This window comes from Variovorax sp. AB1(2024), assembly GCF_037482385.2.
Classification (GTDB): Bacteria; Pseudomonadota; Gammaproteobacteria; order Burkholderiales; family Burkholderiaceae_C; genus Variovorax.
This window is the reverse complement of sequence record NZ_JBBHKP020000001.1, coordinates 5010941-5028214: the sequence shown is the minus strand read 5'-3', so window position 1 is coordinate 5028214 and position 17274 is coordinate 5010941. Positions and strand designations below refer to the sequence as shown.

At 68.2% G+C, this 17274-nt stretch carries 15 protein-coding genes; 11 read left to right on the top strand and 4 right to left on the bottom strand.

Going from position 1 to position 17274, the window contains the following annotated elements; all coding sequences use genetic code 11:
- Positions 1-8 precede the first annotated feature (8 nt).
- The 10 genes from accC (at position 9) to WIX39_RS23495 (ending at position 8596) form a co-directional block, all read left to right on the top strand.
- Positions 9-1361 carry an acetyl-CoA carboxylase biotin carboxylase subunit gene (accC, locus tag WIX39_RS23540; RefSeq protein ID WP_205367315.1) on the top strand — a complete coding sequence of 451 codons (1353 nt, stop codon included), beginning with the start codon at positions 9-11 and terminating at the stop codon, positions 1359-1361.
- The gene (pxpB, locus tag WIX39_RS23535) at positions 1358-2029 is read left to right on the top strand and encodes a 5-oxoprolinase subunit PxpB (RefSeq protein ID WP_409195971.1); all 672 of its coding nucleotides are present in this window, start codon (positions 1358-1360) and stop codon (positions 2027-2029) included. Before accC ends, pxpB begins: the two co-directional genes overlap by 4 nt.
- Complete coding sequence (locus WIX39_RS23530; RefSeq protein ID WP_106937318.1) at positions 2026-3009, top strand: biotin-dependent carboxyltransferase family protein; 984 nt, start codon at positions 2026-2028, stop codon at positions 3007-3009. Before pxpB ends, WIX39_RS23530 begins: the two co-directional genes overlap by 4 nt.
- Positions 3010-3304: 295 nt before the next feature.
- Entirely contained in the window at positions 3305-3700 is a 396-nt protein-coding gene (locus tag WIX39_RS23525; protein ID WP_106937319.1) for an acetyl-CoA carboxylase biotin carboxyl carrier protein, read from the top strand.
- A gap of 21 nt (positions 3701-3721) precedes the next feature.
- Positions 3722-4486, top strand: coding sequence for a LamB/YcsF family protein (locus tag WIX39_RS23520; protein ID WP_106937320.1), 765 nt, complete (start codon positions 3722-3724; stop codon positions 4484-4486).
- Between the two features lie 166 nt (positions 4487-4652).
- Positions 4653-5405, top strand: coding sequence for an SDR family oxidoreductase (locus tag WIX39_RS23515; RefSeq protein ID WP_106937321.1), 753 nt, complete (start codon positions 4653-4655; stop codon positions 5403-5405).
- Positions 5406-5445: 40 nt separating this feature from the next.
- Positions 5446-6147, top strand: coding sequence for an amino acid ABC transporter permease (locus tag WIX39_RS23510; RefSeq protein ID WP_106937322.1), 702 nt, complete (start codon positions 5446-5448; stop codon positions 6145-6147).
- Positions 6148-6159: 12 nt separating this feature from the next.
- Entirely contained in the window at positions 6160-6918 is a 759-nt protein-coding gene (locus tag WIX39_RS23505; protein ID WP_106937323.1) for an amino acid ABC transporter permease, read from the top strand.
- 53 nt (positions 6919-6971) lie between these two features.
- Positions 6972-7706, top strand: a complete 735-nt coding sequence (locus WIX39_RS23500) for an amino acid ABC transporter ATP-binding protein (RefSeq protein ID WP_106937732.1) — start codon at positions 6972-6974, stop codon at positions 7704-7706.
- 47 nt (positions 7707-7753) lie between these two features.
- Positions 7754-8596, top strand: coding sequence for an ABC transporter substrate-binding protein (locus WIX39_RS23495; RefSeq protein ID WP_081271333.1), 843 nt, complete (start codon positions 7754-7756; stop codon positions 8594-8596).
- Between the two features lie 883 nt (positions 8597-9479).
- Here the strand turns inward: WIX39_RS23495 and WIX39_RS23490 are convergent.
- From WIX39_RS23490 to WIX39_RS23480, 3 genes are read right to left on the bottom strand one after another with little or no spacing between them, the layout of a single operon-like run.
- Positions 9480-11873 carry an LPS-assembly protein LptD gene (locus WIX39_RS23490; protein ID WP_409195970.1) on the bottom strand — a complete coding sequence of 798 codons (2394 nt, stop codon included), beginning with the start codon at positions 11871-11873 and terminating at the stop codon, positions 9480-9482.
- A gap of 33 nt (positions 11874-11906) precedes the next feature.
- Positions 11907-12596 (bottom strand): response regulator transcription factor, encoded by a 690-nt coding sequence (locus WIX39_RS23485; RefSeq protein WP_081271335.1) that lies wholly within the window; start codon positions 12594-12596, stop codon positions 11907-11909.
- A gap of 4 nt (positions 12597-12600) precedes the next feature.
- The gene (locus WIX39_RS23480) at positions 12601-13371 is read right to left on the bottom strand and encodes a nuclease-related domain-containing protein (protein ID WP_106937326.1); all 771 of its coding nucleotides are present in this window, start codon (positions 13369-13371) and stop codon (positions 12601-12603) included.
- 265 nt (positions 13372-13636) lie between these two features.
- Here WIX39_RS23480 and WIX39_RS23475 point away from each other — a divergent pair, with 265 nt between their 5' ends.
- Complete coding sequence (locus WIX39_RS23475) at positions 13637-14797, top strand: porin (protein ID WP_106937007.1); 1161 nt, start codon at positions 13637-13639, stop codon at positions 14795-14797.
- Between the two features lie 57 nt (positions 14798-14854).
- Here the strand turns inward: WIX39_RS23475 and WIX39_RS23470 are convergent, their stop codons facing one another.
- Positions 14855-17110, bottom strand: coding sequence for an ATP-binding protein (locus WIX39_RS23470; protein WP_409195969.1), 2256 nt, complete (start codon positions 17108-17110; stop codon positions 14855-14857).
- Positions 17111-17274: the final 164 nt, after the last annotated feature.

Genomic DNA, 17274 nt, shown 5'->3' with positions numbered 1-17274 from the left:
CCCGCGCCATGTTCGACACCGTGCTCATTGCCAACCGGGGCGAGATCGCCCTGCGCATCCAGCGTGCCTGCCGCGGCCTGGGCCTGCGCACGGTGGCCGTGCATTCCGAGGCGGACCGCGACGCCATGTACGTCGCGCAGGCCGACCAGGCGCTGTGCATCGGGCCTGCCGCGCCGGGCCTGAGCTACCTGAACCAGTCCGCCATTTTGTTTGCCGCCGAGGTGAGCGGCGCGCAGGCGATTCATCCCGGCTACGGCTTTCTCTCGGAGAACGCGGGCTTCGCGGATCGTGTGGCGCAGGCCGGCCTCGTGTTCGTCGGGCCCAGCGCCGCGTGCATTCGCACCATGGGCGACAAGGTCTCGGCCAAGCGCGCGATGCGCAAGGCCGGCGTGCCCTGCGTGCCCGGCCCCGACGAGCCGCTGCCGGACGACCCGGCCGCCGTGCTGGACCTGGCGCGCGACATCGGCTATCCGGTGATCGTGAAGGCGGCAGGCGGTGGCGGCGGGCGCGGCATGCGCGTGGTGCACGAAGAAGCCGCGCTGCTCGACGCCATGGCTCTCACGCGCGAGGAAGCGCGCCAGGCCTTCGGCAACCCCGAGGTCTACATCGAGAAATTCCTGCTGCATCCGCGCCATGTCGAGATCCAGGTGCTGGCCGACAGCCACGGCAACGCGGTGTGGCTGGGCAGCCGCGACTGCTCGCTGCAGCGGCGCCACCAGAAGGTGATCGAAGAGGCGCCCGCGCCCGGCATCGACGACGCGCTGATGGCCGAGGTGGGCGAGCGCTGCGCGGCCGCGTGCCGGCAGATCGGCTACTGCGGCGTGGGCACCTTCGAGTTCCTGTACGAAAAGGGCGCCTTCTATTTCATCGAGATGAACACCCGCCTGCAGGTGGAGCACCCGGTGACCGAGATGACCACCGGCATCGACATCGTGCAGCAGCAGTTGCGCATGGCGCTCGGCGAGCGCCTGTCGCTGGCGCAGGCCGACGTGCGCTGCCAGGGCCACGCCATCGAGTGCCGCATCAACGCCGAGAACCCCGACACCTTCGCGCCCGCGCCGGGCCGCATCACCGGCTGGCAGGTGCCCGGCGGCTTCGGTGTGCGCGTCGATTCGCACGCGGGCGCCGGCTACCGCGTGCCGCCGTACTACGACTCCATGATCGCCAAGCTCATCGTGCACGGACATACCCGCGCCGACGCGCTGGAACGCATGCGCCTGGCGCTGGCCGAGACGCGCGTGGAAGGCATCGACACCAACGTGCCGTTGCACCGCGCGCTCGTGCAGGACGACGGCTTTGCCGCGGGCGGCGTGGACATCCATCACCTCGAACGCTGGCTGCAGCAAAGGAGCGCGGCGTGAGCCCACAGGCATCCCGTACCGAACCGTCCATCAGCCTCCTGGGCACCACGGCGCTGCTGTTCGAAGCGCCCGGCGACATGGACCTGCCTTCGCAGCAGCGCATCTGGGCGCTGGCGCACGAAGCCGAGAGCTGGCCCGAAGTGCGCGAGGCCGTGCCCGGCATGAACAACCTGATGCTCACCTTCACGCGCGCGCCGCGCCATCTCGATGCGCTGTGCGAGCGCCTGTGCGACGCCTGGGGCGCGGCCACCGCCGTGCCGCGCGAAGGCCGCGTGGTGGAACTCCCCGTGGTCTACGGCGGCGAGGGCGGCCCGCACATGGCCGACGTGGTGGCGCAAACGGGCCTGAGCATCGAGGCCATCGTCGAGCTGCACAGCGCGCCGCTCTATCCGGTGTACGCGCTCGGCAGCCATCCCGGCTATTGCTACCTGGGCGGCATGGACCCGCGCATCGCCACGCCGCGACGCAAGGTGCCGGTGCTGAGCATTCCGGGCGGCGCAGTGTCGATCGGCGGCGCGCAGACGGGCGTGTCGGCATCGGCCGGCCCCAGCGGCTGGAACACCATCGGCAGCACGTCGATGGTGTTCTTCGACCCCGCGCAAGACCCGCCCGCCATGCTGCAGCCGGGCGACATGATCCGCTTCCGCGTGGAGGGCATCGTCCGATGATCGAAATCCTTTCCTCCGCCGCGCTCGCCACCGTGCAGGACCTGGGCCGCACCGGCAGCCTGCGCTGGGGCGTGGGCACTTCCGGCGCCATGGACAACCTGGCGCTGGCCGCCGGCAACCTGCTGCTGGGCAATGCGCTGGGCGCGGCAGCCGTCGAGGTGCCGGTGTTTCCGTTCAAGGTGCGTTTCGGCGAGGACTGCGCCTTCGCGCTCACCGGCGCCGACTGCGCCGCCAGGCTCGACGACCAGCCCCTGTTGCCCTGGTGGGTGCACCAGGCACGCGCCGGCCAGGTGCTGACGCTCGGCCTGCCGCAAGGCGGCGCGCAACGCGGCAGCCGCGCCATGCTGTGCGTGGCCGGCGGCATCGACGTGCCGGAGGTGCTGGGTTCGCGCAGCACCCAGCTGCGCGGCGCATTCGGCGGCCATGAAGGGCGCGCATTGCAGCGCGGCGACATGCTCCGCGCCGCCGGAGCCGGTACTGCCAGCCGCACCGGCTTCGGCCTCGTGCCGCCCGCGCTCGCGCTGCCATTGGCGCGCGACGGCGTGGCCGCCGTGCGCGTGCTGCCCGCAGCCGAATACATGGCCTTCGAGCCCGCTTCGCGCGACGCCTTCTGGTCCGGCGAATGGAAGATCACGCCGCAGAGCGACCGCTACGGCTACAGGCTCGACGGCGAGCCGCTGCGCCCCATCGCCCCCATGGAGCTGCGCTCCCACGGCATCGTGCCCGGCGTCATCCAGGTGCCCCACAGCGGCCAGCCCATCATCCAGATGCGCGACGCCCAACCCTCCGGCGGCTACCCCAAGTTCGGCACCGTGATCGAGGCCGACATGTGGCGTCTCGGCCAGGCACCCATCGGCAGCCGCATGCGCTTCATCGAAACCACCTGGGACGAGGCGCTGGCCGCGCTCGACGAAGTGCGTGCGTGGCTCGACAAGGTGGCGCGTGTGGTGGCTCTTCATCGGGGGGCGGCTCGTGTCTGAGTCCTTTTCTTCGGGGCCCGATCACGCCGACGGGGTACCTTGCTCCGCGAATGTCCCCCGCCCTTCGGGCTCCTCCTTTATTTCGCTGCGCAAGGCACCCCATCGTCGTGATCGTTGGACAGAGCGCCGGTTGATCGGCCGAGCACCAGCAGCGTGCCCACTACACAGGGCGTCGGGTGCTCCCCGCAGCGAAATAAAGGAGGAGGCCGCAGGCCGGGGGACATTCGCGGAGGGGAGTACCCGGCGGCCTGTGCACCACCCCGAACAAGAGAACCAAAAAGCGAAAGCCTGAAAAATGCAGGACACAGCACTGCGCTCCCCCCAGCTGGCCGCCTGGTTGGCCAACACTGACATCGGCCTGCTCGAACTGCGCACGCCAAACGGCACCTTGCGCCTTGGCCGGCAGGGCGACGAAATCATCGAACTGCCCGCTGAAGAAGCCGAGCCCGAACGGCTGCCGATCCGTGCCCCTTCGCTCGGCGTATTCCTGCAAAGCCATCCACTGGCTGCCGTACCGCTGGTCCGCATCGGCCAGCGTGTCGAAGCCGGCCAGACCATCGGCCTGCTGAAGATCGGCCCGCTGCTGCTGCCCGTCACCGCACCGCAAGCCGGCATCGTCGACGGCATCCTCGCGGCCGACGGCCTCGCAGTCGGCTATGGCGCCCAACTGTTCGACCTGCACCCCCTCTGACGATCGAGACAAGGATTCACGATGGACATCGACCTGAACGCAGACGTCGGCGAAGGCTTCGGCCCCTGGCGCATGGGCGAGGACGAAGCCCTGCTCGAGATCGTCTCTTCCGCCAACATCGCCTGCGGCTTCCACGCGGGCGATCCCGTCATCATGGACCGCACCGTGCGCATGGCGCTGCAGCGCGGTGTCGACGTCGGCGCGCACGTGGGCTTTCCAGACCTCATGGGCTTCGGCCGCCGGCAGATGCAGATCGAGACCAGGGAACTGGTGGCGTACGTGCTCTACCAGCTCAGCGCGCTCGACGGCATGGCGCGCACGGCGGGCCACCGCATGACGCACATGAGCTTTCACGGCGCGCTCGGCAACATGGCCGCGGCCGACGCCGCGCTGGCCGAACCGCTGGTGCGCGCCGTGGCTGATTTCGATCCCTCGCTCACCGTCAGCACCTCCGCCAGCCGCGCCATCGAAGACGCGGCCGAACGCTGCGGCCTGCGCGTGCGCACCACCTTCCTGGCCGACCGCGCCTGCGGCGACGACGGCCTGCTCGTGCCGCGCAAGCTGCCCGGCGCGGTCATCCACGAGCGCGACGCGGTGCTGGCGCGCGTGCGGCAGCTGCTGGAAGAAGGCACCGTCACCAGCAGCAGCGGCAAGAAGATTCCCATGCGCGTGCATTCCATCCTGCTGCACGGCGACACGCCCGGTGCCGTCGACCTGGCCCGCGCCGTGCGTGGCGTGGTGGAGCAGGCGGGGCGCGTGGTGCCCATCTCCCGGCAAACCAGCTGATGCACCGGGGCACGAACATGGTGCTAACCCTTAGTCATATGCACGGATCGCGGGCGACATAAGGGGGGCTTATCGCTCCACAGCCAATCCGTCTTGGCGCCGCCCGCGGGCGCTGGCTACAGTGAATTCCAAGGCAGCCATCTGCCACTCAACGAAAGAACCCGACATGCCTTTTTCCGACTACAAGACCGCGCTGGTGACGGGAGCCTCATCTGGCATCGGCGCCGCCGTCGTCGAGCGCCTCAGCAAGGAAGGCCTGAAGGTCCATGCGCTGGCGCGCAGCGCCGACAAGCTGGCCGACCTGGCCGCGCGCACCGGCTGCATTCCGCACGCCATCGACGTGAGCGACCTCGCCGGCATCACCCGGCTCGCGAAGGAAGTGGAATTCGACGTGCTGGTCAACAACGCCGGCGTGGACCGTCCCGGTTCCATTCTCAAGGCCGACGCCGAAGGCATCGACCTGCTGGTGGACGTGAACCTGCGCGCCGTGCTGCACCTGTGCCGGCTCGTGGTGCCCGGCATGGCGGCGCGCGACCGCGGCCATGTGGTCAACATCAGCTCCATTGCGGCGGCCTACAACTTCGGCGGCAACAGCACCTACCACGCGACCAAGGCCGCGGTGAGCATGCTGTCGCGCCAGCTGCGCATCGACTGCTTCGGCAAGCGCGTGCGCGTCACCGAAATCTGCCCGGGGCGCGTGGCCACCGACATCTTCGCGCACGTGCACGGCGACTCCGAAGACACCTACAAGCGCTTCGTCGAGGGCTTCGAACTGCCGCAGGCCGAAGACATCGCCAATGCCATCGCCTTTGCGATTGCCGCGCCCATCGCGGTGAACGTGGGCCACATGGAAATCACGCCCACGCTGCAGGTGCCGGGCGGCCTGTCGACCACGCGGCCGGAAACCCCGCGCGACTGAGCCGCCGGCCGATGCACGCCACGCAACAAGGGAACAGCGCATGAAGGACTTCGACCTGCTGGCGATCCTGCTGAAGCCGGAGTTCGGCGCCATGCTGCTGCATGGCCTGCTGGAGACGCTGAAGATCGCGGCCGGCTCCTGGCTGCTGGCCATGGCCATGGCCGTGGTGCTGCTGGTGGTGAGGCTCACGCCCAGCCGCATCGCCGAGCGCGTGGTGGCCGGCTACGTCTCCTACCACCGCAACGTGCCCACGCTGGTGCAGCTCATGTTCTGGTACTTCGGTATCTTCAGCCTGCTGCCCGATGCGCTGCAGGGCTGGCTGTCGGTCAACAACGCCGAGAGGTGGCTGTCCATCGTCGCGCTCGGGCTGTGCCAGGCCGCCTACTTCAGCGAGGACATGCGCTCGGGCCTGCGCGCCATTCCGGCCGGACAGGCCGAGGCCGCGCGTGCGCTGGGCCACGGCTACATCGGCTCCATGCGCTTCGTGATGCTGCCGCAGGCCATCCGCAACGCGGTGCCGGCGCTGGTGAACCACAGCGTGTCGCTCTTCAAGAACAGCAGCCTGGCCATGGCCATCGGCGTGGCCGAACTCACGCACGCGGTGAAGGAAATCGAGAGCCAGAGCTTTCGCACCTTCGAGGCCTACAGCGTGGCCACCGTGCTGTACCTGGTGTGCTCGCTGCTCATCATGGCCGTGGGCGGCTGGCTGTCGCGGCGCTACCGCATCGTCGGTGCAAGGTAAGCGAGGCAAGCGATGTACAGCGTCTACGAAATCCTTCGCGACAACTGGCTGCTGCTGCTGGTGGGCCAGTACCCCAGCGGCCCGCTCGGCGGCATCGTCGCCACCCTGATTCTTTCGGTGCTGGGCATCGTGCTGGCCTTTCCGCTGTCGGTGCTGCTGGCGTTGGCGCGGCTGTCGCCCTGGCGGCTGCTGCGCTGGCCCGCCACCGTGCTGGTGTACGTGGTGCGCGGCGTGCCGCTGCTCATGGTGATCCTGTGGGTGTACTTTCTGGTGCCGATCCTCATCGGGCGCGAGGTGTCGGGCTTCACCACCATGCTGTGCACGCTGGTGATCTACGAGGGCGCCTACCTGTCGGAGGTGGTGCGCGCCGGCATCCTCTCGCTGCCCAAGGGGCAGAGCGAGGCGGCGCGCGCGCTCGGCCACAGCCACCTGGGCACCATGTGGTTCGTGATCCTGCCGCAGGCGCTCTACAACATGCTGCCCAGCATGCTGAGCCAGTTCATCTCCACCATCAAGGAGACCACGCTGGGCTACGTGATCAACGTGCAGGAACTCACCTTCGCGGCCAACCAGATCAACAACCAGCTGCTGACCAAGCCGTTCCAGGTGTTCTTCATCCTGGCGCTGACGTATTACGTGGTGTGCTTCAGCCTCACGCAACTGGCGCAATGGCTGGAGCGGCGCATCGCGCACAAGCGGCTCGGCGCCGTGCCTGTGAAGACCGCCGAAGGCGAGGTGCCGCTTCCGGCCCCCGTGGCGACGCAACCATGACCGCGCCCGTTTCACACCCCGCAGGGCGGCCCGCGGCCGCCAAGGACGACACCATGATCCTGTTCTCCGAAATCAACAAGTGGTACGGCGACTACCAGGCGCTGGCCGACATCAATGCCGAGGTGAAGAAGGGCGAGGTCGTGGTGGTCTGCGGACCGTCCGGTTCCGGCAAGTCCACGCTGATCCGCACGGTGAACCGGCTGGAAGAAGTGAAGTCGGGGCAGTTGCTGTTCGACGGCCAGGACATCCACGCGGCCATGCGCAGCGCGGCGCTGAACAGGCTGCGCAGCCGCATCGGCTTCGTGTTCCAGAGCTTCAACCTGTTCCCGCACCTGTCGGTGCTCGAGAACATCATGCTCTCGCCGATGCGGGTGCTCGGCGTGAAGCGTGCCGATGCGAAGACCAAGGCCGGGCAGCTGCTGGAGCGCGTCGGGCTGTCGAGCAAGGCGGGCGCTTACCCGGCGCAGCTGTCTGGCGGCCAGCAGCAGCGCGTGGCCATTGCCCGCGCGCTGGCGATGGAGCCGCCGGCCATGCTGTTCGACGAGCCCACCAGCGCGCTCGACCCCGAGATGGTCGGCGAGGTGCTGTCGGTGATGCGCGGGCTTGCCAATGACGGCATGACCATGATGTGCGTCACCCACGAGATGAATTTCGCCCGCGAGGTGGCCGACCGCATCTGGTTCATGGACGCGGGCCGCATCCTGGAGAAGGCCGACCCCGAGACCTTCTTTCGCAGTCCGCAGCATCCGCGCGCGCAGCGCTTCCTGTCGGATTTGCGCGCGCACTGAGTCCAGCACCCGTCGTTCCCTTTTTCGCAATCTCCCAGGAGCCCACCATGTCGAACAAGACCGTCTTCCGCCTCGCCGTTCTCGGCACCTGTCTCAGCGCGGCCTCGCTGCTCGCGCACGCCGACCAGTGGAGCGACATCAGCCAGCGCAAGGAGCTCAAGTGCGGCACCTTCGCAGACGTGCCCCCGTTCGCGGCACCGGACCCCAAGACGCGCGAGATGGTGGGCCACGACGTCGACCTGTGCAATGCCTTGGCCAAGGAACTGGGCCTCACCGCCAAGGTCACGCCGCTGTCGGTGGAAGCGCGCGTGCCCGAAGTCAAGCTCGGCCGCGTCGACGTGACCATTGCCAACCTGGCCTACACCAAGAGCCGCGGCGAGCAGATCCAGTTCAGCGACCCCTACTACGTGGCCAAGGAGATGCTGGCCGTGAAGGCCACCGACCCCGGCACGACCAAGGCCGACTTCAAGGGCAAGCGCCTGAGCTCGACCAAGGGCTCCACTTCGGAGATGTCGATCAAGATGAACGGCTCCGACCCGGTCACCTTCCAGGACACGGGCTCTGCCTTCATGGCGGTGCAGCAGAACAAGTCGGTCGGCATGGTGGCCAACACCATGACCATCACCAAGCTGGTCAACCAGTCGAAGACCGAGGGCGTGGCGCTGAAGATGATCAAGGACCCGATGGTTTTGCAGCCCATCGGCATCGGCATGAAGAAGGACGAGCCGGTGCTGCTGGCCAAGGTGAATGGCGCGCTCTATGCGCTGGAGAAGTCGGGCGAGCTCGACCGCATCTGGGCCAAGTGGCTCGGGCCGAACACCGAATACAAGATGGTGCGCGAAGAAAAGGTCACGCCGCTTGCTGACCTGAAGTTCGAACTGCTGCCTTGATCTTTTGAGGGGTCGTGTTGTTCTGGGCGCGGTCGTTTGGCTTGGCTGTTGATCGGCCGGCGCGAGAGGGGCGGCCGGTGTGCACAGGGCACCGGGTACTCCCCTCCGCGAATGTCCCCCGGCCTGCGGCCTCCTCCTTTATTTCGCTGCGGGGAGCACCCGGCGCCCTGTGCACGATGACTGCGGCTGTGGGGTTCGCGAGGCGGTTGGCGCCCCGCGTCGCGTTTTCTCGCTCAGCTGGAACAGCTCTCCAGCCTTGCGGGAAAGGTCAGCCGCAAGCCATAGCAGGTTGTCCAACCGCCCAGGCCCATCTCCGCTGCACCAGTCGATGTCTTCGCCGTGGCACACCCACAGGAGAGCTTCGAGTTGAGAGAGGGTGTTTTCAAGAAGATCCGCCGGGTCTTGGGCGCTGTCTTCGGAAGCTACCGGCGTAGTTGGCCGGGCTATAGTCTTGGTAGCCATTTTTGTGCGGTTCCTGATAGGTTGTTGCACGAACTTGGTTAGACGGTCGGGGTGCTCGAACACCCCGGCCGTCGCCTTTGATACCTCGCATCTGCATCGCTGCTTTCGCACCGACGACCTGCCGCGAGGCAAGCAGCCTTCAAACATCTGGGTGGTGGGTGTGTTGCTTCCCTTGTGGGGCATGGAGTGACAGGGGCATTCACTCTAGAGAAGAACTCCGCGAATCAGCCGACACGCGCGGCACGAAGTCCCGCAGAGCGCCAACAAATCGACCAAAACAGCGACGGCGCTCGTTGTGCGCAGGGCGCCGGGTGCTCCCCGCAGCGAAATAAAGGAGGAGGCCGCAGGCCGGGGGACATTCGCGGAGGGGAGTACCCGGCGGCCTGTGCACGTGCCCTGAACAAGACCCTAAATAAGACCCTCAGTCGTAGTTCGTAAACCGGCTAGGCTGCTGCGTAGACTGGTTCAGCGGCTGATACCCCTGGATGTTCTGCAGCAGCGTGCTCGTCGGATTCGAGCCGATGTTGCCGAAGCCGTTGAACTGGATCTGGAACATCAGCCGCGTATCAGGCGTCGTGCGCCCCGTCACCAGCCGCTCGAGCACGATGCGCCCCACCCAACAGCAGGCGTTGTACTCCGCGCCCACCAGGCTGTCCGACAACGCACGGTCGTGCAGGCTGTAGCTCAACCGGCCCACCGCATACCAGCGCCCCGGGTCCGTTGCCGACTTGCTCCCCATCAGCCCGCCCGTCAGGTCGCTCAGCGGCCACTGCCAGTTGAAGTCGACCGTCTTCGTGCCGTCGTTCGCCGTCGTGGTGCTGTCCGCCTGGTAGCGGAAGGCCGCCGTGAGCGTGTGGTACTGCGCCGGCGTGTAGCGCAGCGTGAGCGCGTCGCGCGTCGACTTGCCCGTGTCCATGTTGTATTGCGCCAGGCCGTCGATGCTCCACTTCGGGTTCCAGTGCACCTGCCCGCCGAAGATGAAGTCGCCCGAATGATCGGTCACGGCCGTGCCGCCCGGCAGCGTGACGTTCTGGTCGCTGAAGCGAAAGCGCTGCGCAATGCCGAAGCGTGCCGACTCCGCGCCGGTGACAGGGTCGATCAGCCGCGTGGTCACGCCGGTGGTGAGCGTGTTCGTGTCCGACACGCGGTCGTTGCCTGAGAACGCGTTCTCGGTATAGAGCGTGGCAAAGCTGATGTCGTTGGCGGCCGTGTCGTACACCGGCAGCTGGCTCTGGTCGCGGTAGGGCGTGTGCACGTAGAACGCGCGGGGCTCGAGCGTCTGGCGCCACGCGCTGCCGAAGAGGCTGGCGTCGCGCTCGAACACCAGGCCGCTGTCCAGGCTCACCGTCGGCACCACGCTGGTGATGCTGGTGCGGCCATCGGCCAGCGGCGACGCGAGCTGGTAGGAGGCCGTGTGCAGCAGCAGCTTCGGGATCACGTAGCCGCCTGGCGTGACCCATGGCCGGCTGATCTGCAGGTTGCCCACCACGCGCTCGCCGTCAGGCTGCTTGATGCCGTTGAGCGTGGGCGCATAGGCCGAGTCGACCTGGAAGCGCGTGTAGTCCAGCGTGCCCGACACGTCCAGCCCGTGCCAGTCGTACTTGGTGTAGTTGGCCGTGACCTGCGGCACCCGGTTGTATGACGGCGTGATCGGCGAGGCCGCGTACTGCAGCGTCTGGTAGGAGAGGGTGCGCGCCTGCCCGCTCCAGTCGCCCTTGGTCCAGTTGAGGTCGGCCTCGTTCGTGAGCTGGCGCGAGGTCAGCGTGGGCGTGTGCGAGAAGTCGCGCCAGTAGTCGTCGTCGCTCACGCGGTTGATGTTGAACGACGTGCTCAGCGAATCGAGTCCGAAGGGCTTGGGGTCCAGCTTCTGGTTGTGGCTTGCCCACAGGCCCCACCGGTTGCGGTCGCGCAGGCTGTCGGAAGGCATCTCGTCGATGCGGATCTGGCCGCTGTAGTTCTTCTCCAGATAGCGGAACTCGGTGCCCAGGTTCACGCCGCGGCTGCTCATGATCTCGGGGTAGAGCGTGAGGTCGCGGTTGGGCGCGATGTTCCAGTAGTAGGGCTGCAGGTACTCGAAGCCGTTGGTGGTGTCGAAGCCGATCACCGGCGGCAGCAGGCCGCTCTGGCGTGCGTTGTTCAGCGGAAAGCTCACCGAAGGCAGCGAAGGCGTGGTCAGGCCCAGGAAGCTGATCTGCGCGTCGGTGGCAGTGGCCAGGTTGGTCTGGTTGTCGGTGGTCAGCGTCACTGCGCTCAGCATCCACGCGGGCACCCAGCCGGCATAGTTCTCGCGCAGGCAGGTGGTGTAGGTGGCATGCCGCGCCACCGACACGTTCGCATCCACGAAGTCGATGCGCTCGGCATCGCCGTGCGCGCCGGTTCCCAGTAGCGTGTAGCGCACATGCGCGAAGAAGCCCTCGAAGCTCTCGACCTTCAGCTGCAGCTGCGGGCCTTCGTACACGCTGCCGGCCTGGTTCAGGCGCACGTTGCCGGTGGCCGTGGCCAGGTCGCCGGGCGGCTGGTAGGTGAGCCGGTCGGCGGTGATGCGGGTTTCGCCGCGCCGCAGCGATGCGTCGCCTTCCACCACCACCTCGAGGTCGGGCCGGCCGGAGAGGCGGTCGCCGTCGACCAGGCTGGGGCGCATGCCGCGCTCGGCCGGGGGGATGGTTTCTGCCAGTTGCGGCGTGCGCCGCAGCGTCATGGGGGCGTCGATCCAGCTTTGCTGCGTTTCCTGCGCGATGGCGCTGCGGGCGTGCAGCAGGAGCATGAGCGAAAGCGCCATCGACGGCAGCGGCCAGCCGCGCCAGCGTGATTTCATGAGCAAAGGAACGTTCCAGGAGGACGGTGGGGTTCAGGCGTCCTGCCGGGTGCGGGATTCCCATGCGAAGCCGACGCCGTAGACCGAGCGGATCCAGTCGTGCGCCGCCGAGACGGTGGCGAGCTTCTTGCGCAGGTTCTTGATGTGCGTGTCGACCACGCGCTCGTTCACGTCCAGTGCCTCGGGGAAGGCTGCTTCCAGCAGCTTCGAGCGCGTGAGCACGCGCCCCGGCTCCTGCGACAGCGCCCGCAGCAGCAGCGATTCGCGCCGCGTCAGCGGCAGGTAGTGCCCGTCGAGGATCGCGCAGCCGCGCACCGCGCCGAAGGTGATCGGCACCACCGGGCGCGCCACGCGCTGGCGCTGCGCATAGCGGCGCAGCACCACGTGGATGCGCACCGCCACCTCGCGCGGCGAAAAGGGCTTGCACACGTAGTCGTCCGCGCCCAGCTCGAAGCCGCGCAGCCGGTCGGCCTCCTCGCCGCGCGCCGTGAGCATGATGATGGGGTGGTCGCTGCGCGCGCGGACCTTCTCCAGGATCTGCAGCCCGCTCACGTGCGGCAGCGCCACGTCGAGCAGCGTGAGTGCGGGAGGCTCGGTCAGGATGCGATGCAGCGCCACGGCGCCGTCATCGATGTGCTCGATCTCGTGGCCGGCATGGTGCAGCTCTTCGTGCAGCACCGACGCGGCGTCGCGCCCTTCCTCCACCAACAGGATCCGGCTCATCGTGTCATTGCAGATTCAGCGCGCCGGGATGCGCGGGGCGCACGTGCACGCGCGCGCTTTTCTCGCGGCTGTTCTCGCGGCTGTTGCGCATGTGGTCGTCGAGCGTCAGGTCGCCCTGCAGGCCGTCCAGCAGCCGCAGCGTGCGGTCGATCGCGGCATCGTCGAGCAGCGGATAGCCGTGGTCGTTGTGCCCGTTGTTGCGCGCCACGCGGGCGATGTACGGCAGGTCCTGCGGCGTGATCACCGCGGTGGGCATCACACCCTGGAGCTCGACGCCCTCGCACGGCAGCAGCACGAAGTACTGCACCCGCAGGTCGGGCGGCAGCAGGTTGCGCAGGTGCGTGGTCTTGCGGCCGCACTGCCAGGCGGGGTCCTTCACCTCGCGTGCCAGCGCGTGGTCGTGCTGGCGCAGGAACCAGCGCGGCAGCGCACGCGCCGATGTCTTGCGGTAGACCACCGCGTTGCGCCAGCCCTTCACCTCGAACAGGTAAATGCCGGCCTCGCACACCAGGGTCACGTCGAAGCGGGCGGTGGGCACGGCGCTGCCTTCGTACATGGGAATGACCAGGTCCTGCCGCACGTGCAAGCGGCCGAACGCGGGCCCGAATGCACTGGTGAGCTGCTGCACGGCCAGCATGGTCGCCGTGTTGTTCGCCTGCGCGTCGTCGATGGAAAACGAGCGGCGTGCGTGCGCGTCGGATCCCGGCTGGGCATGCCCGTGGCCGGCCAGCGTGAGCAAGGGACGGGAGGGGGCTTTGTGCAAGGCAGTGGTCATGTGAGGCTCCTTCGAACTTCAAGGATTGCGCGACTCGCGGGAGTCGCGGCTTCGGCATGCGCACATCTTTTCAAACGAATTGGGAGAAATTTGAAGGACCCATGCAAAGACTTCGCTCATTGCGTCGGCGCATGTCTGACGTGCGCGCACAACACTCGGTGCGACGGAAAACGGATCTACCAATTTCCTCCGGATTTGAACGAAACCATGCGTACAGCCGGTCGATACCGAGCGGCCGCATCACACCTGAAACCGGAGAACCTGAATGAAGAAATCCCTCACGGCATTCGCTGCCCTGGCCGTCTGCGGCCTGGCCTCTGCCCAATCGTCCGTCACGCTGTTCGGTGTCGTCGACGCCGGCGTGACCTACCAGTCGAACACCGCGCGCGACACCGTCACGGGCCTGTCGAACAAGCAAAGCAAGTGGAGCCTGGGCAACTCCGGCTACAACTCCAGCCGCATCGGCTTTCGCGGCACCGAAGACCTCGGCGGCGGCCTGGCCGCGAGCTTCTGGCTCGAAGCGCCCATCACCAACGACGACGGCGCCACCGGCGTTTCCACCTTCAACCGCCGCTCCACCGTGAGCCTGTCGGGTGGCTTCGGCGAGCTGCGCCTGGGCCGCGACTACACGCCCACCTTCTGGAACGACACCGTCTTCGATCCGTTCGGCACCAACGGCTCGGGCACCAACGTGATCAGCACCGTCAGCGGCAACACCACCATCAACAACGCCAACTACGTGCGCGCCAGCAACTCGGTGGGCTACTTCCTGCCGCCGAACCTGGGCGGCTTCTACGGCCAGCTGCAGTACAGCTTTGCCGAGAACACCAGCACCAGCGCCACCAGCACCACGGCCGCGACCAGCAGCAGCGCCGGGCGCTACGTGGGCGGACGATTCGGCTATGCCAACGGCCCGTTGGACATCGCGCTGGGCGTGGGCCGCAGCACCGCCGTGGACACCGCCGCGCTGGAGCGCAGCGTGCAGACCATCAACCTGGGCGCTTCGTACGACTTCGGTCCGGTCAAGCTGTTCGGCGAGCTGTCGAACGTGAAGAACAAGTTCGACTACTCGGCCGCGGCCGACACGCACGACAGCTACAACGGCTACCTGATCGGCGCGACCGTTCCTGTGGGCGCCGGCCTGATCCGCGTGGCGTATTCGCAGGTTCGCTACAACGAAGGCGCCGCGGGCGTCACGGGCGAAGACCCGCTGGCACGCAAGCTCGCGGTCGGCTACGTACACAACCTGTCCAAGCGCACGGCGCTGTATGCGACGGTGGCGCGCGTGAACAACCGCAACGACGTGAACTACACCGGCAGCCTGGTGTCGGCCAGCACCACGGGCTACGGCAGCACCGGCGTGGGCTTCTCGGGCCTGCCGCGTTCGTCGACCGGCTACGACTTCGGCATTCGCCACGCGTTCTGAGGACTGGTCCGCACGAAGACAAAGAAGGGAGCGCCGCTCCCTTTTTTTTGTGCCGAATCAGCAGGAGGAGGCGCTGTGCTCCAGGGGCGGCACCTCGCGGCGCGGTGCATCCAGCGCCAGCGGCACACGCACATGCGCCAGCAGCCCGTGCGAGCCCGGCTTCAGCACCACGTCGCCGCCGTGCGCGCGCGCGATCGACCGGCATACGGCCAGCCCCAGGCCGCTGCCCGCGGCGCGTGAGGAGCGGGCCTGCGGCGTGCGATAGAAGGGCTTGAACACGCGCTCCAGCTCATCGGGCGGCAGGCCCGGTCCGCGGTCGCTGATCTCCACCACCGCGTCGGGACCGTCGATGAACAGGCGCACACGCGCCTGGTTGCCATACTTGACGGCGTTCTCGATGAGGTTGTCGAGCACGCGGCGCATTCCGATCACGTCGACCTCCACCTGCGCGTGCTCGGTGCGCTGCAGCAGCAGCACGTCCTTGCCGACGAACACGGCCTGCTCGACCACGTCCTCGACCAGGCTCGCGAAGTCCATGCGCTCGCGCGCGCTGACCACCGACGCATCGCGGATGAAGCTGAGCACCGAGCCGATCATCAGCTCCATTTCCTCGACGTCTTCCAGCATGCCGGCGCGCACTTCGTCGGGCACGTCCTCGATGCGAAAGCGCAGCCGCGTGAGCGGCGTGCGCAGGTCGTGGCTGATGGCGCCGATCATCACCGTGCGGTCGTCGACGAAGCTGCGCAGCCGCGCCTGCATGCGGTTGAAGGCCTGGGCGGCGCGGCCGATCTCGGCGGGGCCTTCGAGGGCCAGCACGGGGGCGGCCGGGTCGCGGCCCAGCTGGTCGGCGGCGCGCGCAAAGCCGGCAATCGGCCGCACCAGCCGGCGCGAGAACAGCCAGCCCGCCGGCGCGACGATGGCGGAGGCGATCAGGAACCACAGCAGCACGCGGCGTTGCCATGCGTTCGGAAAAGACTCGGGCACCGACTGCACCACCACCCAGCTGCCTTCGCGCGTGTGGACGGCGGCGATGAAGTCGCCTTCGACGAAGGGCGCGGGCGCGAGGCCGAAGAGGCCGCGCGTGGCGGGGCGTTCGACGTCGGCGGTGGTCTCGGCGGAGGGCTTTGCCTGCGGCGCGCTGGCGGCCGGCGGCGCGCGTTCCGATTCCGTGGCGGCGCGCGGCGGTGCCGCCGCGGCGGTTGGGGACGGTTCGGATGCCGGCGTGCGCACGGCGGGCTTCGACGGCGTCGCGGGTGCGCGATCGGCCGCAGCGGCGGTGGCTTCGGTTGTGGTCGTTGGCGCAGCCTTGCGTGCCGGTGCGCTTTCGACGGAGAACGGAATGGTGGGCACCGCAGGCGCCGAATGAATGACGGGCGGGGCGGGCTGGAGCGGTGCGGTGGAGGGCGAGAGCCGGGGCCCGGCGGTCAGGCCGGGGACGTTGGCCATGGCGGGCGAGGGCGCAGGCGACGAGGGCGGCGCCGCGTCGGGCGCGGTGGTGGTGGCAATGCGCGCAGATGCTTGCGCATTCGGTGCGCCCGAAGTGGAGGGTGCCAGTGCGCCGGGCGATGGCACAACGGCGAAGTCCCCCGGAGATATGGCGGGCGTGGGCGCCTGCAGCCGCTGGCTGGCCGTGCCGTTGTCCGGAACCGTGGCATTGGTGCCGCCAATCGCATTGCCCGGTAGCTGCTGCTGCTGCTGCTGCGGGAGCCCGCCCTGGTTGGTGGCCGGGTCCCGGCTGGTGCCGAGGCTTCCGTTCCAGCCGCCGATGCCTCCGGGGCTTGCCGGGCTTCCGGGGAATGCCGTTCCTCCCGCCGGACCCGAAGGCATCCTGGACATGCCCCCGCCCGGCCCGCCCATCTGTACCCGAAGGAAGCCACCTCCGGTGGGCACGGACGATGCCTGGCGGATGCCGTACCCCGACGCCTTGCCCGCGTCGGCCACCGGCCCTGTCGTGCCGGCAAAGGGCAGCGGCGTGAAGAAGTAGAGCCGCACCTCGCTCTCGTCGCGTTCCAGCAGTTGCGCGAGGTCGCGGCGCGAGCGTTCGGAGGTGAGCCAGCCCTGGCCCTTGGGCTCGGGCGCGCCTGCCTGCAGCGAGCGCTGCAGCAGGCTCGCATTGCGGCCTTCGGCGGCACGGCCCGAGAGCACGCGTGCGATGTCGCCCAGCTCCCACTGGCGCTGCGGCTCGGGCGGCAGCAGCACGGTGAGTGCCAGCGTCACGATCTGCGCCACCACCAGGCCCGCGAGTAACAGGCCGGTGATCTGCAGGGCCAGCGGGGGACCCGGCCAGCGGCGCGCGGTACCTTGGGAGTTCATGGGGCGATGCTGGCACGGACGGCAAGCGCTGTCACGCCGGTGCGGCTCGGTCTGTGCTTGTCCATCGTTTGCTCCCGGCTGTCAGCGGGCTGAGTCTGGGCAGCGCATGTTGCGGCCGGATTTCAGCGTATTTCAATTCATTTCAACGTACGAGGGCTTCGGAC

What these genes read in the sequence shown, in the direction of transcription:
- WIX39_RS23495 (WP_081271333.1), top strand. Translation starts at nt 7,754, where the DNA reads ATGTCGAACAAGACCGTCTTCCGCCTCGCCGTTCTCGGCACCTGTCTC.
- WIX39_RS23510 (WP_106937322.1), top strand. Translation starts at nt 5,446, where the DNA reads ATGAAGGACTTCGACCTGCTGGCGATCCTGCTGAAGCCGGAGTTCGGC.
- WIX39_RS23525 (WP_106937319.1), top strand. Translation starts at nt 3,305, where the DNA reads ATGCAGGACACAGCACTGCGCTCCCCCCAGCTGGCCGCCTGGTTGGCC.
- WIX39_RS23475 (WP_106937007.1), top strand. Translation starts at nt 13,637, where the DNA reads ATGAAGAAATCCCTCACGGCATTCGCTGCCCTGGCCGTCTGCGGCCTG.
- WIX39_RS23515 (WP_106937321.1), top strand. Translation starts at nt 4,653, where the DNA reads ATGCCTTTTTCCGACTACAAGACCGCGCTGGTGACGGGAGCCTCATCT.
- accC (WP_205367315.1), top strand. Translation starts at nt 9, where the DNA reads ATGTTCGACACCGTGCTCATTGCCAACCGGGGCGAGATCGCCCTGCGC.
- WIX39_RS23505 (WP_106937323.1), top strand. Translation starts at nt 6,160, where the DNA reads ATGTACAGCGTCTACGAAATCCTTCGCGACAACTGGCTGCTGCTGCTG.
- WIX39_RS23490 (WP_409195970.1), bottom strand. Translation starts at nt 11,873, where the DNA reads ATGAAATCACGCTGGCGCGGCTGGCCGCTGCCGTCGATGGCGCTTTCG.
- WIX39_RS23485 (WP_081271335.1), bottom strand. Translation starts at nt 12,596, where the DNA reads ATGAGCCGGATCCTGTTGGTGGAGGAAGGGCGCGACGCCGCGTCGGTG.
- WIX39_RS23500 (WP_106937732.1), top strand. Translation starts at nt 6,972, where the DNA reads ATGATCCTGTTCTCCGAAATCAACAAGTGGTACGGCGACTACCAGGCG.
- WIX39_RS23480 (WP_106937326.1), bottom strand. Translation starts at nt 13,371, where the DNA reads ATGACCACTGCCTTGCACAAAGCCCCCTCCCGTCCCTTGCTCACGCTG.
- WIX39_RS23520 (WP_106937320.1), top strand. Translation starts at nt 3,722, where the DNA reads ATGGACATCGACCTGAACGCAGACGTCGGCGAAGGCTTCGGCCCCTGG.
- WIX39_RS23530 (WP_106937318.1), top strand. Translation starts at nt 2,026, where the DNA reads ATGATCGAAATCCTTTCCTCCGCCGCGCTCGCCACCGTGCAGGACCTG.
- WIX39_RS23470 (WP_409195969.1), bottom strand. Translation starts at nt 17,110, where the DNA reads ATGAACTCCCAAGGTACCGCGCGCCGCTGGCCGGGTCCCCCGCTGGCC.